The organism is Subtercola sp. YIM 133946, from assembly GCF_036553535.1.
Classification (GTDB): Bacteria; Actinomycetota; Actinomycetes; order Actinomycetales; family Microbacteriaceae; genus Subtercola.
Window position 1 is genome coordinate 15,257 of the sequence record NZ_JAZHPE010000017.1, and the last position, 14,663, is coordinate 29,919.

The following is a 14,663-nucleotide window of genomic DNA, read 5'->3' on the forward strand; positions in this document are numbered from 1 at the left end:
CAGGCCACCAACTCGCTGGTTGAGTAGGCCGCAGGCACAACTCGCTGGTTGAGTAGGCCGTAGGCACAACTCGCTGGTTGAGTAGGCCGTAGGCCGTATCGAAACCAAGATGGGCCCTCTCACTTCGGTGAGAGGGCCCTTCTTCGTCTGTCAGGCAGTCTCCGGATGCTCGAGCTGCCGCAAAGCATCCAGAACCTGCACAGCGACCAGCCGCCCGGCCCTGTTGGCGCCGATCGTCGAGGCCTGGGGCCCGTAGCCCGCCAGAAAGACGCGGCCGTCGCGAGCAACGCGACCCTTCTCGACACGCACCCCGCCGCCGGTCTCGCGCAGGTTCAGCGGGTCGAGGTGCCGAAGCTCGGAGCGGAAGCCGGTGGCCCAGATGATGGCGTCGGCGGGCTCGAACGAACCGTCGGCGAAGCGCACGCCGTCGGGCTCGACGGAGGTGAACACGGGCCGCGCGACCAGAACGCCGCGGGCCTCGCCGGCGAGATTGGCGGGGGTGGCGGGCAGGCCCGTTCCGCTGATGATGCTCGGCAGCACGCGGCCCTCGCGGGCAGCCGCGTCTTGCGCCGCCACGGCGGCGAGGCGCGACTCGAGGCCCACCGCGGTCGCCGGTGGCGTGGCCGCGGTGGACTGGGGCGTCGACGACGCCGGCGGCGCAGGCTCGATGACCGGGTCGCCGAACACGACCGGGCGACGCGTGACCCAGAGGGTCGACGCGGCGACGCCCTCGAGCTCCAGCAGAAACCCCACGGCCGAGGTGCCCCCGCCGACCACCACGACCCGCTTGCCGGCGAATTCGGTGGCCGAGCGGTATTCAGGAGTCGCGAGCTGCCGCCCCGCGAAGGTGTCGACGCCCGGATAGTACGGCCGCACCGGCGTCGCCCATGTGCCGCTGGCGTTCACAACGATCTCGGTGCGGATGTCGCCTGCGCTCGTGCCGACCAGCAGCGAAGCGCGGCCACCGGCTGTGTCTGCGCCCACCCTGTCGCCGCCGACCGCGTCGCCGCCGACTGTGCCGGCTCCCCGAGCGTCGTGCTCCGCCCGTACCTCGACAGGCGCGTAGCGCACCGCCCCCGCCTCGACATGCGCGTCGCGCACGGTCCGTACCTCGACCGGCCGGAACACGTGCAGGCCGAAGTGCTGCTCGTAGCGCGCGTAGTACTCCGCCACCACGTCGCGCGCGGCTTGCGACTGGTCGGCCGTCTCGAAGCTCAGCCCCAGCTCGCCCATGCCGGGCAGGTCGTTGACGCGGTGCGCGGTGCCGAGCCGCAGTGACTCCCAGCGGAACTGCCACGCCCCACCCGTCTTCGGCCCGCGGTCGACGATCACGAGGTCGCGACCGGCAGTGAGTCCGCGGCGCTGCAGATGGTAGGCGGCCGAGAGGCCGGCCTGGCCCGCCCCGACGATCAGCACCCGCGTGCTGGCGGGCAGGGCGGGATCAGGCGCCGTACTCGAGTTCGGCATCCGTCACCGCCTTCGCGTCGCCGATGAACTCCGCGAGGCGACCGGGTTCGACGATGCCGGCCGGGTGCGGCCCTTCTGCGGCGAGCCTCGGCACCAGATCGAGGATGCCCGGGGCCGGCGATCCAACCAGAACGGCGTTGCCCTCACCGAGGCCCACGATGAGGTCTTTCGATCCGAGTATCACCACGTGCTCGAGCGCCGCCGCGAGGGCTGCCGTCTGCGCCCGTACGAGAGCGAGCCCGGCGTCGTCGGCCACATTCACCATCAGAATGCCCTGGGGGGAGAGCATCGCTGCGACCTGTGTATAGAACTCGACGGTGGTCAGGTGTGAGGGAGTGGATGAGCCCGCATACACGTCGAGCACGATCAGGTCGAAGGGGCCGAACGTGGCGGCCCAGGGCAGCCCGCGGCGGGCGTCGTCGGTGCGTACGGTGAATTCGGTTCCGCGGGGCAGGGGCAGATGGGATGTGACGAAGTCGAGAAGGTTCTCCTCCGACTCGAGCACGAACTGCTGCGAGTCGGGCCGAGTGATGGCGATGTAGCGCGGCAGAGTGAGCGCGCCGGCGCCGAGGTGCAGGGCGGCGATGGGCTCCCCGGTGGGAGCGAACAGGTCGACGACGTTCGCGATGCGCTGCAGGTAGTCGAACAGCAGGTGCGTCTGATGCTCTACGAACACGTGCGACTGGGGTTCACCGCCGATGTAGAGGGTGAAGCCGTCGCTCGCGACGGCCGGCTCGGCGCTGGATTCGGTGCCGGCCTGGGCGGTTCCCCTGCGAGCGAACTGCAGCTCGTCGGGCCGGATCTCGGCCGGGAGCCCGCTCGGAACCAGCGTGCGGAAGGGGAACGTCGTCACCTGCCGATACTACTGTCGCCGCAGTGGGCTGCTGCCCTCGCCGCGGTGGGCTGCTGCCGTCGCCGCGGGGGTTCCCGCCGTCGCGGCCTGGGGTCGGGCATGCGGATGCCCGTTCGGCGCCACAGCGCCACATTCCCTCAGTTTCGGGCGAGGCGTTGTTAGAGTGTGGCTGCGGCTACCCTGCCGCGTACAGTACGGCCGTCGGGGCCCGACAGCCGAGAGAGCCGGGCGGCGTCTGCGGCCGGTGAGGAGCTTCATCATGAGCGACGATCGCACCACAGGCGAGACCGACGCCCCGCACGACGCGCACCAGCCCGCCGACGGTACCGTCTCAGGGCATGCACCGGCCGGCCCCGAGCCGACCGTCGCCGAGCCGACTGCCGCCGACCCGACTGCCGCTGAGCCGACTGCCGCCGAGTCGCCCGTTCCGGCGCCTGCCGTCGACGACGAGCCCCAGGCGTTCACCGAGCTGCCGTCCGAGCCCGCCGCCGCCGAGCCCTACTCCGATCTCGCCGACCACCCGACCGAACCGGTCGGCGAGTACCCCGCCGAGCCGACCGAGACGGCCGTGTACGGCACGGAGCCGGTGACGGATTCGACTGAGCATGCCGCCGACGCAGACCCGGCCGCCCAAGCTGCGCCGACCGCCCAAGCTGCGCCGACCGCCCAAGCTGCGCCGGCCGACGAGGCCGAGCCGGTGACACTCGCTGAACCTGTCTCGCCGGCAGAACCCGTCGAACCCACCGCCGCGCCGGAGCCGGTGACGCTCGCCGAGCCTGTCTCGCCGGCCGAGACGTTCGCACCGGCCGAGACGTTCGCACCGGCCGAGGGGAGTTCGGCGCCAGCGGGAACCGCGTACGCCGCTCCTGTCGTGGCGAGCGTCACGCCCGACGACCTGCGGGCCGTCGCGACCCACTCGAGCGCCACGGCAGACCCCTCCGCCACGGCAGACCCCTCCGCCACGGCAGACTCGTCCGCCACGGCAGACCACTCCGCCGCGGGCGAGACGGGCGCCGGAAGCGCCCCAGGCACGATGGCCGCCACCGGAGCCGTGGCCGGCACGGGGGCGGTGGCGTATCCCGCCGCCGCCTTCCAGACGCCGGCCCCGTACGTCGCCCCGGGTGCATCGGGAGGGTTCTCCCAGGATGCCGCCGCTGGAGCGACGGGCTACGCGGCCGCCCCACAGAGCGCCGCCCCCGGCGCGCCGGGCTACACGGCCGACGGTAACTCCTCCAGCCGGGAGGCTGCTCCGGCTGGGGGAGTGCCCGCAGCGGCCGCCGTGGCCGCGACCGGGGCCGCTGCAGCAGTCGCCGCGACGCATCTCGCGAGTCCCTCCGGAGCTTCGACCGCAGCCGCCCCCGCCGGAGCCCCGCCCGCAGCGAACCCCGGCGGCTACCCCTCCACCGCCGCCTATCCGCCGGCCGAGAACACCGGTGCGGGCACAGCGCCGGGTGCACCCAGCGCGCAGGGTGCGTATCCGTCGGCGTACGGAACCCCGTCGGCGGTCGTCGTACCCGTGCTGACGCCGCCGAAGAAGCGCGGCAACCGGGGTATCGGCACCTTGATCGCCCTGGTCGGCACGCTGATCTTCGCCGTCGTGTTCGCACTGGTCGCCGCTGTCATTCTCGCCTTCACCGTTCCGGTGGACCGGCTCGGCACGGTGCTCGGCGAGTTCGCCGCGAGCCCGGCCTTCTACGTGCCCGTCATCTTCTTCGCCATCGCGTTGATCCTGCTCGTGCTGATCGTGAACCGGGCGGGGTGGTGGGCCTACGTGCTCGGCGGATTCATCGTGGCGGTGATCGTGTACGGGGCGGCCATTCTGGGGGCCCTGCTCGCCGTTCAGGCGTGGAACTTCACCGCCGCCGACGCCACCACGTTCATCCGGGGCCTGGTGATGGACCCGCTCACGCTCGCCGCTGCCATCGTCGCCCGAGAGGCGACCATCTGGATCGGGGCGTGGCTCAGCTCGCGCGGCCGTAAGCTGAAACTGAAGAACGCGGCCGACCGCGAGGAGTACGATCGCGCGGTCGCCGAGACCTCGGCGGCGACGTACCCGGCCATTTGACCGAAGGCCTCCGGCCGCGTAATATTCTCTGGGTGTGCGCTTTGTCGTGCTCTCGTGCCGTCACCGGCTGCGAGCCACGCACAATCACTCAAAGCAGGGTTTCACCGATCACATCGATCGGCCGGCCCCCACGGCATACCTGCCCCCGACGAACCAAGCTCTGGTTCGCAAGCAGGTCCAAATGAACTCGACACGCATGGCCGCAGAACGTTGCTGCCGTGCCGCGTTCGAATGCGAATCAGCAACAACTGTCACCGTGCAGTAAACACAAGGAGTTACGTCAGTGCCTACCATTCAGCAGCTGGTCCGAAAGGGCCGAACGCGCAAGGTCACGAAGACCAAAGCGCCTGCTCTCAAGTCGAACCCGCAGCAGCGCGGCGTGTGCACCCGTGTGTACACCACCACGCCCAAGAAGCCGAACTCGGCCCTGCGCAAGGTCGCCCGTGTCAAGCTGTCGAACGGCACCGAGGTCACCGCCTACATTCCCGGCGAGGGCCACAACCTGCAGGAGCACTCGATGGTGCTCGTTCGCGGCGGTCGTGTGAAAGACCTCCCCGGCGTTCGTTACAAGATCGTTCGCGGCGCCCTCGACACCCAGGCCGTCAAGAACCGCAAGCAGGCTCGTAGCCGCTACGGCGCGAAGATGGAGAAGAAGTAATGCCTCGTAAAGGTCCCGCTCCCAAGCGCCCCGTCGTCGCAGATCCCGTCTACGGCGCACCCATCGTCAGCCAGCTCGTCAACAAGATCCTGCTCGACGGCAAGAAGGGTCTCGCCGAGAAGATCGTCTACGACGCCCTCGAGGGTGTCGCGAATAAAAACGGTGCCGACGCTGTTGTAACTCTCAAGAAGGCGCTCGACAACGTGCGCCCGACCATCGAGGTCAAGAGCCGCCGTGTCGGTGGCTCGACGTACCAGGTGCCCGTCGAGGTCAAGCCTCACCGCGCCAACACCCTTGCACTGCGCTGGCTCACCACCTACGCGAAGGGTCGTCGCGAGAAGACCATGACCGAGCGTCTCACCAACGAGATCCTCGATGCGTCGAACGGTCTGGGCGCCGCTGTGAAGCGTCGTGAAGACACCCACAAGATGGCCGAGTCGAACAAGGCCTTCGCGCACTACCGCTGGTAGACCGCCCGCCGGTCGAGTAGCGCAGGAGGCGCGTATCGAGACCAGAAGGTGCCGCAGGGCATCCGGTTTCGATACGCGCTTCGCGCTACTCAACCAGCGTGACGTACCAGCCCACTCTTTTAGCAATCCAATCGGAGGAAATCCGTGGCACAGGACGTGCTTACCGACCTGAACAAGGTCCGCAACATCGGCATCATGGCCCACATCGATGCCGGCAAGACCACCACCACCGAGCGCATCCTGTTCTACACGGGCATCACTCACAAGATCGGTGAAGTGCACGACGGCGCCGCCACGATGGACTGGATGGCGCAGGAGCAGGAACGCGGCATCACGATCACGTCGGCTGCGACCACGTGCTTCTGGAACAACCACCAGATCAACATCATCGACACCCCCGGCCACGTCGACTTCACGGTCGAGGTCGAGCGCTCGCTTCGCGTGCTCGACGGTGCCGTCGCCGTCTTCGACGGCAAGGAGGGCGTCGAGCCCCAGTCTGAGACCGTCTGGCGCCAGGCCGACAAGTACGACGTGCCGCGCATCTGCTTCGTCAACAAGATGGACAAGCTCGGTGCCGACTTCTACTTCACCGTCGACACCATCGTGAAGCGCCTCGGCGCCCGCCCGCTGGTCATCCAGCTGCCCATCGGCGCCGAGTCGAACTTCGAGGGTGTCGTCGACCTGGTCGAGATGCGCGCGCTCACCTGGCGCGGTGACTCCAAGGGTGACGTCGCCCTGGGTGCGAAGTACGAGATCGAGCCGATTCCCGCAGACCTGCAGGAGCTGGCCGACGAGTACCGCGAGAAGCTGATCGAGGTCGTCGCCGAGACCAGCGACGAGCTGCTCGAGCGCTACCTCGGTGGCGAACCCGACTTCACCGTCGCAGAGATCAAGGCGGCCATCCGCAAGCTCACCGTGAACAGCGAGATCTACCCGGTTCTCTGTGGTTCGGCGTTCAAGAACCGTGGTGTGCAGCCGATGCTGGATGCCGTGGTCGACTACCTGCCGAGCCCGCTCGACGTTCCGAGTGTCGAGGGTCACGACGTGCGCGACGAGGAGATCGTCATCTCGCGCGGCGCCAACTCGACCGACCCGTTCGCCGCACTGGCGTTCAAGGTCGCGGTTCACCCGTTCTTCGGTCGTCTGACCTACATCCGCGTCTACTCGGGTCACGTCGACTCGGGCGCGCAGATCATCAACGCGACCAAGGGCAAGAAGGAGCGCATCGGAAAGATCTTCCAGATGCACGCCAACAAGGAGAACCCCGTCGACTCGGTGACCGCCGGTCACATCTACGCGGTCATCGGCCTGAAAGACACCACCACCGGTGACACCCTGGCCGACCCGGCGCACCCCGTCGTGCTGGAGTCGATGACGTTCCCCGAGCCCGTCATCGAGGTCGCGATCGAGCCGAAGACGAAGGCCGACCAGGAGAAGTTGGGCCTGGCCATCCAGAAGCTGGCCGAAGAAGACCCGACCTTCCGTACCGAGCAGAACCAGGACACCGGCCAGACGGTCATCAAGGGCATGGGCGAGCTTCACCTCGACATCCTGGTCGACCGCATGAAGCGCGAGTTCAACGTCGAAGCCAACGTGGGCAAGCCCCAGGTGGCCTACCGCGAGACGATCCGCCGCACGGTCGACAAGCACGACTACACGCACAAGAAGCAGACCGGTGGTTCAGGTCAGTTCGCGAAGATCCAGATCTCGATCGAGCCGCTCGAAGTGACGGCCGAGAAGGTCTACGAGTTCGAGAACAAGGTCACGGGTGGCCGCGTTCCGCGCGAGTACATCCCCTCGGTCGACCAGGGCTTCCAGGCCGCTATGGCCGTGGGCGTGCTGGCCGGGTACCCGATGGTCGGCGTGAAGGGCATCCTGCTCGACGGCGCCGCGCACGACGTCGACTCCTCGGAGATGGCGTTCAAGATCGCCGGCACCATGGCGTTCAAGGAGGCGGCTCGCAAGGCGCAGCCCGTTCTCCTCGAGCCGCTGATGGCCGTCGAGGTGCGTACCCCTGATGACTACATGGGCGACGTCATCGGCGACCTGAACTCTCGCCGTGGCCAGATCCAGTCGATGGAAGACGCCACCGGCGTCAAGGTCATCCGTGCCAACGTGCCGCTGAGCGAGATGTTCGGCTACGTGGGCGACCTGAGAAGCAAGACCTCGGGCCGCGCCGTGTACTCGATGACCTTCGACAGCTACGCTGAGGTGCCGAAGGCCGTGGCAGACGAGATCATCCAGAAGAACAAGGGCGAGTAGTCGCGCTGGTCTGCCTGCCCTCACAGGCGGGCAGATCAGCTACACTGTTGCGGTTGCCCAAACACGTAAAATAAAGAAATCCCCCGTAGAAGCCTGCACGTTCAGGCCTCTACATTGAAGTCCTGAGGAGGACCCAGTGGCTAAGGCCAAGTTCGAGCGGACAAAGCCGCACGTAAACATCGGAACAATCGGTCACGTCGACCACGGAAAGACCACGCTCACCGCGGCCATTTCCAAGGTCCTTTCCGAGAAGTACCCCGAGTCCAACAAGACCTTCAACTTCGACCAGATCGACTCTGCGCCCGAAGAGAAGCAGCGTGGTATCACGATCAACATCTCGCACATCGAGTACGAGACCCCGAAGCGCCACTACGCTCACGTCGATGCTCCCGGCCACGCCGACTACATCAAGAACATGATCACCGGTGCTGCCCAGATGGATGGCGCGATCCTCGTCGTCGCCGCCACCGACGGCCCGATGGCCCAGACGCGTGAGCACGTTCTGCTCGCTCGCCAGGTCGGCGTTCCCTACCTGCTCGTCGCGCTGAACAAGAGCGACGCTGTCGACGACGAAGAGATCCTGGAGCTCGTCGAGCTCGAGGTTCGCGAGCTCCTCTCGAGCCAGAACTTCGACGGCGACAACGCCCCGGTCATCCGCGTCTCCGCTCTGAAGGCACTCGAGGGCGACCCGGAGTGGACCGAGAAGATCGTCGAGCTGATGGACGCGGTCGACGAGTCGATCCCCGACCCGATCCGCGACAAGGACAAGCCGTTCCTCATGCCGATCGAAGACGTCTTCACGATCACCGGTCGTGGCACCGTCGTCACCGGTCGCGCCGAGCGTGGCACCCTCGCCATCAACTCCGAGGTCGAGATCGTCGGCATCCGCCCGACGCAGAAGACCACGGTCACCGGTATCGAGATGTTCCACAAGCAGCTCGACGAGGCATGGGCCGGCGAGAACTGTGGTCTGCTTCTCCGTGGCACCAAGCGCGAAGACGTCGAGCGCGGCCAGGTCGTCGTGAAGCCCGGTTCGGTCACCCCGCACACCGGCTTCGAGGGCACCGCCTACATCCTGTCGAAGGATGAGGGTGGCCGTCACAACCCGTTCTACACGAACTACCGTCCGCAGTTCTACTTCCGCACCACCGACGTCACCGGCGTCATCACGCTGCCCGAGGGCACCGAGATGGTCATGCCCGGCGACACCACCGACATCAGCGTCGAGCTCATCCAGCCCATCGCGATGGAGGAGGGCCTCGGCTTCGCCATCCGTGAGGGTGGCCGCACCGTCGGCGCCGGAACGGTGACCAAGGTCACCAAGTAGCACCTCTGCCTTCGGTTCGCCCTCTGGGCGACGCCATCGGTTGACGTTTCACACGAAGGGCCACACTCCTCACGGGGGGTGCGGCCCTTCGTCGTTGTCAAGGGAGTCCCGCCCGAGCTCGTGCCGGTGAACCGGAGCGGTAGCGTAAAGGCATGGTGAGGCTCAGGCGCAGCGACGTGGCCGGCAAGGGGTACCGACGGGTCAGGGCCGGCACGGGCTTCACGTACAAAGACCTGAACGGCGACGTGCTGCGCGACGACGAGCTGCGGGCGCGCATCCAGCACCTCGCCATACCGCCCGCCTGGAACGACGTGTGGATCGCCCCCTACGCGAACGGCCACATCCAGGCCACGGGCATCGACGCCGCGGGACGGCGGCAGTACATCTATCACCCCACCTGGCGCCAGCAGAAAGACCGCATCAAGTTCGACCGCGCGCTGATGCTGGCCGAGGCGCTGCCGACGGCGAGGCGCAAGGTGACGCTTGACCTGCGGCACGAGCATCCCGACCGTGACCGGGCGCTGGCGGCGGCCTTCCGCATGCTCGACCAGGGCTCGCTGCGGGTCGGCAGCGAGCGGTACGCAGAACAGCACGGCAGTTTCGGCCTCTCGACGCTGCTCTGCGCACACGTGAAGGTGAGCGGCGACGACGTGCATCTGAAGTTCCCGGCCAAGAGCGGGCAGCCGTGGGAGTCTGACATCCGCGACGCCGAGCTCGCGCGCGTCATCGCGGGGCTGAAGCGCCGGGGGCCCAATGCTCACCTGCTGGCGTTCCGCGCCGAGGCGCATCCGCACGCGCACTCGGCGGCGACGGATGCCGCGGCCGCGGTCTCGCGGGCAGAGCACCCCGATCGTCCCGCGCACGCTCAGGCGCACGGGCGCGCCGTGTGGCATCCGTTAGATGCCGCCGAGATCAACGCGTACGTGCGCGGCCAGACCGGGGGAGACTTCACGGCGAAAGACTTCCGCACGTTGCACGGCACGCTCGCGGCCGCCATCAGCCTCGCGAAGGCCGGCCCGCAGAAGTCGGAGAGCGCCCGCAAGCGTGTCGTCGCCCAGAGCATGCGCGACGCCGCGGCGGTGCTCAGCAACACCCCCACCATCGCTCGCACGAGCTACGTCGACCCGCGGGTGGTCGACAAGTACAGCGAGGGTGTAACGATCGACCCCGACCGCCTCGGCTCGGCCGAGACGGAGCTGCGAAACCTGCTCTACGAGTGACTCCGGTCGCTCTCATCAGAACCCGGTGTGCGTCGAGTGGTGATCCACACGTCGACCGCGCTGTCGCGAAGAGATCAGGGCCGTGACAAATGTCACGATCGACACGTGACGTTCGGGCGCAGCGCGCCGCGGTCAAACGCGCGAAGATCGTTGCATGGCACACACAACACTCAGCGCACCTCGCATCGACCCCGCCACCGCGGGCGATGCCGTCGCCCTGCGCGGCCTCACCAAGTCATTCGGCAAGGTGCACGCTGTCACGAATCTCGATCTGACGGTGAAGCCCGGCGAGGTTGTCGCCTTTCTCGGCCCGAACGGTGCCGGCAAGACGAGCACCGTCGACATGATCCTCGGCCTGAGCAAGCCCGACGCGGGCGAGGTCACGATCTACGGCATGCCGCCGCACCTGGCCATCTCGCGCGGGCAGGTGGCGGCGGTGATGCAGACGGGCGGCCTGCTGCGCGACCTGACCGTGCGTGAGACCGTGCTGCTGACGGCCACCCTCTTTCCCGGCGCGCGGCCCGTCGACGAGGTGCTCGACCGGGCGGGCATCCTGAACATCGGCGACCGCCGCGTGGGCAAGTGCTCGGGCGGCCAGCAGCAGCGCCTGCGCTTCGCCCTCGCGCTGCTGCCCGACCCCGACCTGCTCATTCTCGACGAGCCCACCACGGGCATGGATGTCGAGGGCCGCCGCGACTTCTGGAACGCCATCCGCGCCGACGCCGCCACCGGCCGCACGGTGATCTTCGCCACTCACTACCTCGAAGAGGCCGATGCCTACGCCGACCGCATCGTGCTCATCCGCGAGGGCGAGATCGTGGCCGACGGAACCGCCGCCGAGATCAAGAATCTCGCCTCGGGCCGCACAGTGCGTGCCACCGTCTCGAACCTCGACAGAGCCGCCGTGCTCGCCCTGCCCGGTGTCGACGACGTCGAAGACCGCGGCGAGGGCGTGCTCATCCACGCCAGCGACTCTGACGCCGTCGCGCGGTACCTGCTCACGCAGACGGATGCCCGTGACCTCGAGATCACGTCGCACAACCTCGAAGACGCCTTCGTCGCGCTGACCTCATCACGCGGGTCGACGCCGCCCGGCGGCGGCCGCACCCCCCAGCTCGCACCGACCGATTCAACCGGGAGCCTCTCATGACCACCGCACCCACGCTGCCCGACCGCACGCGCATCGAACGCCGCGTTCCTCCCTTGGGCGGCTTCAACGTCACCTTTCTCGCCCTCGAGATCAGACGCGTTCTGCGCAACCGCCGCACCCTGGTCTTCACCATCGTCATGCCGGTCGTCTTTCTGGTGCTGTTCGCGCTGCCGAACAAAGACCAGCCGCTCGGCGACACAGGCTACTCGTACGCGGCCTACGTGATGATCAGCTTCGCCGTCTACGGCGCCATGCTGGCGGCGACCTCGGGCGGGGGTATGGTCGCCGTCGAGCGGGCCCAGGGCTGGAGCAGGCAGCTGCGCCTGACGCCGTTGCGCCCGGCCGCGTACATCACGATCAAGATGCTGTCGGCCATGTTCCTCGGGCTGATCGCGGTGGTCGCAGTGTTCGTCGCCGGGCTTCTGATGGGCATCACGATGCCGCTGCAGGTGTGGTTCCTGTCGGGCCTCGTCGCGTGGATCGGCTCGATGGTGTTCGCCACCCTCGGCCTGTTCGTGGGGTATCTCGTGCCGAGCGAGAACGTGATGCAGATTCTCGGCCCGCTGCTGGCGTTCCTCGCCCTGTTCGGCGGGTTGTTCGTGCCCCTCGAGGTGCTGCCGCAGGTGCTGCAGGACATTGCGAAGTTCACCCCGGCCTACGGTGTCGGTGCCATCGCACGCACCCCGCTGCTCGGCAACGGCTTCGACTGGTGGGCGCTGGTGAACGTGCTGGCCTGGGGCATCATCTTCGGGCTGGCTGCGGCACGCATGTTCCGCCGCGACACGAAGCGGGTCTGACCGTGCCGGCGGAGGCTGCCGAGGGCCGAGCTCCCGCGACCGCGACCGCGACCTGGCGCGGCGCCCTCGACCGCCGCGGCGCCCGGCGCTGGTACCTCGGCTCGCTGGTCGGGCTGGTGTGGCTCGGCATCCCGATCGCCACCCTCTGGACCAATGGCCTGCCCCTCTGGGCCGAGCTGCTCGGCCAGGTTCTGCTGGTCGCCTGGGCAGCGGTGTACGTGCTCGGCCCGCCGCTGTTCTGGGGGCGAACGACGCGCCAGACGATCGCCGGCGGCGTGGTGTTCACCCTGTCGACGGTGGTGTTCGTGCCGTTTCTCGGGGTGGGCGTCACGTCGCTCTGGGTGTTCGTGGCGATCGCGGTGGCGATGGCGGGAACGACGGTGCGGGCCGAAGCGCTCTTCGCGGGCATCCTCGCCGTGCTCATCTTCGTCGTGCTCGCCCTCACCGGTCCGGTCGGCGATGCGATCTACCTGCCGCTCATCACGTTCTCGATCGCGATGATGATGTCGGCGTTCGCCCGCCAGCTCGACCTCGTGCGGCGCCTGCGCGAGTCGCAGGCCGAGGCGGCACGGCTCGCCGTCGAGCAGGAGCGCTCACGGGTGGCGCGCGACATCCACGACATTCTCGGGCACTCGCTGACCGTCATCACGGTGAAGGCCGAGCTGGCGGGCCGGCTGCTGCCCGAGCATCCGCTGCGCGCCGGTGCCGAGATCGACGACATCGAACGCCTCGCCCGCGGAGCCCTCGCCGACGTGCGCGCCACGGTCACCGGGTACCGTGGGGTGAACCTCGCAGCCGAGCTCTCGGGCGCACGCGAGGCGCTCAACAGCGCGGGAATCCAGGCCGACCTGCCGAACAGCATCGAGAATGTGCCGGGCGAGACCAGCCAGCTCTTCGCCTGGGTCGTGCGAGAGGGCGTCACCAACGTGATCAGGCATTCCCGTGCCGGACGCTGCACCATCACCCTCGAGCCGCACCGGGTCGAGATCGCCGACGACGGCTGGGGCGTGCCGGGTGATGGCGGGGTCGCGGCTGCGGATGCCCATGTGACGGTCACCCGCGGCAACGGGCTGAGTGGGCTCGCCGAGCGCGTCGCGAACGCCGGCGGCTCGCTCACGGCCTGCCCCGCGCCGCAGGGCGGCTTCGTGCTGAGCGTGACCGCATGATCAGGCTGTTGCTCGCCGATGATCAGGCCCTGGTGCGCGGTGCCCTGGTGGCGCTGCTCGGCCTCGAACCCGACCTCGAGATCGTCGCCGAGGCCGAGCGCGGCGACGTCGTGGTCGAGCTCGCCCTCGAGACACGGCCCGATGTCGCCCTGCTCGACGTCGAGATGCCGGGCCGTGACGGTATCGCCGTCACCGCCCAGCTGCGGGCAGCCCTGCCGAGCTGCCGGGTGCTCGTCGTCACGACCTTCGGCCGCCCCGGCTACCTCAAGCGTGCCATGGCCGCGGGCGCCAGCGGCTTCGTCGTCAAAGACACACCCGCGCGCCAGCTGGCCGAGGCCGTTCGCCGCGTGCACGACGGCCAGCGCGTCGTCGACCCCGCCCTCGCCGCCGAGTCGCTGGCCTCGGGCGACAACCCGCTGTCGGCGCGCGAGTCAGACGTGCTGCGGGCCGCCCAGCGCGGCACCAGCGTGGCCGAGATCGCGGCGGCGCTCTTCCTCTCCGAGGGCACGGTGCGCAACTACCTCTCGAGCGCGATCGGCAAGACCGCGGCGCGCAGCCGTGCCGAGGCCGTTCGCATCGCCGAGGAGAACGGCTGGCTGCTCAGCTGAGCCCCACCCCGCCGCCGGTTGAGTAGCGCGCAGCGCGTATCGAAACCAGCCGCCAGCGCGCCCGGGCGGTTGCTCAACCGATTTCGATACGGCCCTGTGGGCCCACTCAATCAGCGCAGCGCGGCGGGGGGTCACCAGCTGATCGCCGCCGCCGGCCCCGGCACCATGGTGACCGCCGAGGAGTCGAGCACAGAACCGTCGTCGCCGATGAACCCGATCGACGCGTGCTGGCCGGTTGCGGCATCCTGCGTCAGCGACACCCGGCCGCCGGGACTCGGGTTGTACTCGTCGCCCCACTCCTGCAGGGCGATCAGCACGGTCTTCAGTGCCTGCCCCTGCTCGGTGAGGTGGTAGCTGTACCGCTCGCGCTCGCCGGGCTCGCGGTACGACCGTCGTTCGAGCACACCCGCGTCGACCAGCGTCGCCAGCCGGGCCGAGAGCACGTCGCTCGGAATGCCGAGGTTGTCGCGCAGCTCGGAGAACCTGCTCTCGCCCCGCAGGGCGTTGCGCACAATCAGCAACGACCACTTCTCGCCCACCAGGTCGAGACTGCGGTGAATCGAGCAGTGGTGTTCTTTCTTGGTTCGGGAGTTCGCTGGCGTGACCACGTCTTAACGATA

13 protein-coding genes are annotated in these 14,663 nt (G+C 68.5%); 10 read left to right on the top strand and 3 right to left on the bottom strand.

The features are described 5' to 3' along the window. Positions 1-150: 150 nt before the first annotated feature. Together V3W46_RS06310 and V3W46_RS06315 are read right to left on the bottom strand one after the other, a co-directional pair. Positions 151-1,467, bottom strand: coding sequence for an FAD-dependent oxidoreductase (locus V3W46_RS06310; protein ID WP_331782250.1), 1,317 nt, complete (start codon positions 1,465-1,467; stop codon positions 151-153). Further along, the gene (locus tag V3W46_RS06315) at positions 1,442-2,320 is read right to left on the bottom strand and encodes a spermidine synthase (RefSeq protein ID WP_331782251.1); all 879 of its coding nucleotides are present in this window, start codon (positions 2,318-2,320) and stop codon (positions 1,442-1,444) included. The genes V3W46_RS06310 and V3W46_RS06315 overlap by 26 nt, the downstream gene beginning before the upstream one ends. A 259-nt stretch (positions 2,321-2,579) precedes the next feature. Here V3W46_RS06315 and V3W46_RS06320 point away from each other — a divergent pair, with 259 nt between their 5' ends. The 10 genes from V3W46_RS06320 (at position 2,580) to V3W46_RS06365 (ending at position 14,043) form a co-directional block, all read left to right on the top strand. Next, positions 2,580-4,385: a hypothetical protein gene (locus tag V3W46_RS06320; RefSeq protein WP_331782252.1), complete on the top strand. Its 1,806-nt coding sequence runs from the start codon at positions 2,580-2,582 to the stop codon at positions 4,383-4,385. 283 nt (positions 4,386-4,668) lie between these two features. Continuing rightward, positions 4,669-5,043, top strand: coding sequence for a 30S ribosomal protein S12 (rpsL, locus tag V3W46_RS06325; RefSeq protein WP_104242432.1), 375 nt, complete (start codon positions 4,669-4,671; stop codon positions 5,041-5,043). Beyond that, positions 5,043-5,513, top strand: a complete 471-nt coding sequence (gene rpsG, locus V3W46_RS06330) for a 30S ribosomal protein S7 (RefSeq protein WP_331782253.1) — start codon at positions 5,043-5,045, stop codon at positions 5,511-5,513. Before rpsL ends, rpsG begins: the two co-directional genes overlap by 1 nt. A gap of 144 nt (positions 5,514-5,657) precedes the next feature. Beyond that, entirely contained in the window at positions 5,658-7,775 is a 2,118-nt protein-coding gene (fusA, locus tag V3W46_RS06335; RefSeq protein WP_331782254.1) for an elongation factor G, read from the top strand. Positions 7,776-7,911: 136 nt separating this feature from the next. After that, positions 7,912-9,102, top strand: a complete 1,191-nt coding sequence (tuf, locus tag V3W46_RS06340; protein ID WP_188675408.1) for an elongation factor Tu — start codon at positions 7,912-7,914, stop codon at positions 9,100-9,102. Positions 9,103-9,254: 152 nt separating this feature from the next. Beyond that, positions 9,255-10,322 (top strand): DNA topoisomerase IB, encoded by a 1,068-nt coding sequence (locus V3W46_RS06345; RefSeq protein ID WP_331782255.1) that lies wholly within the window; start codon positions 9,255-9,257, stop codon positions 10,320-10,322. 154 nt (positions 10,323-10,476) lie between these two features. Next, on the top strand, positions 10,477-11,472 hold the full coding sequence (locus V3W46_RS06350) for an ABC transporter ATP-binding protein (protein ID WP_331782256.1): 996 nt from the start codon (positions 10,477-10,479) through the stop codon (positions 11,470-11,472). Further along, positions 11,469-12,269 carry an ABC transporter permease gene (locus tag V3W46_RS06355; protein ID WP_331782257.1) on the top strand — a complete coding sequence of 267 codons (801 nt, stop codon included), beginning with the start codon at positions 11,469-11,471 and terminating at the stop codon, positions 12,267-12,269. The genes V3W46_RS06350 and V3W46_RS06355 overlap by 4 nt, the downstream gene beginning before the upstream one ends. Positions 12,270-12,271: 2 nt before the next feature. Further along, positions 12,272-13,435 (top strand): sensor histidine kinase, encoded by a 1,164-nt coding sequence (locus V3W46_RS06360; protein ID WP_331782258.1) that lies wholly within the window; start codon positions 12,272-12,274, stop codon positions 13,433-13,435. Further along, on the top strand, positions 13,432-14,043 hold the full coding sequence (locus V3W46_RS06365; RefSeq protein WP_331782259.1) for a response regulator transcription factor: 612 nt from the start codon (positions 13,432-13,434) through the stop codon (positions 14,041-14,043). Before V3W46_RS06360 ends, V3W46_RS06365 begins: the two co-directional genes overlap by 4 nt. A gap of 131 nt (positions 14,044-14,174) precedes the next feature. Here the strand turns inward: V3W46_RS06365 and V3W46_RS06370 are convergent, their stop codons facing one another. Beyond that, entirely contained in the window at positions 14,175-14,651 is a 477-nt protein-coding gene (locus tag V3W46_RS06370) for a winged helix-turn-helix transcriptional regulator (protein WP_331782260.1), read from the bottom strand. Between the last annotated feature and the right edge of the window lie 12 nt (positions 14,652-14,663).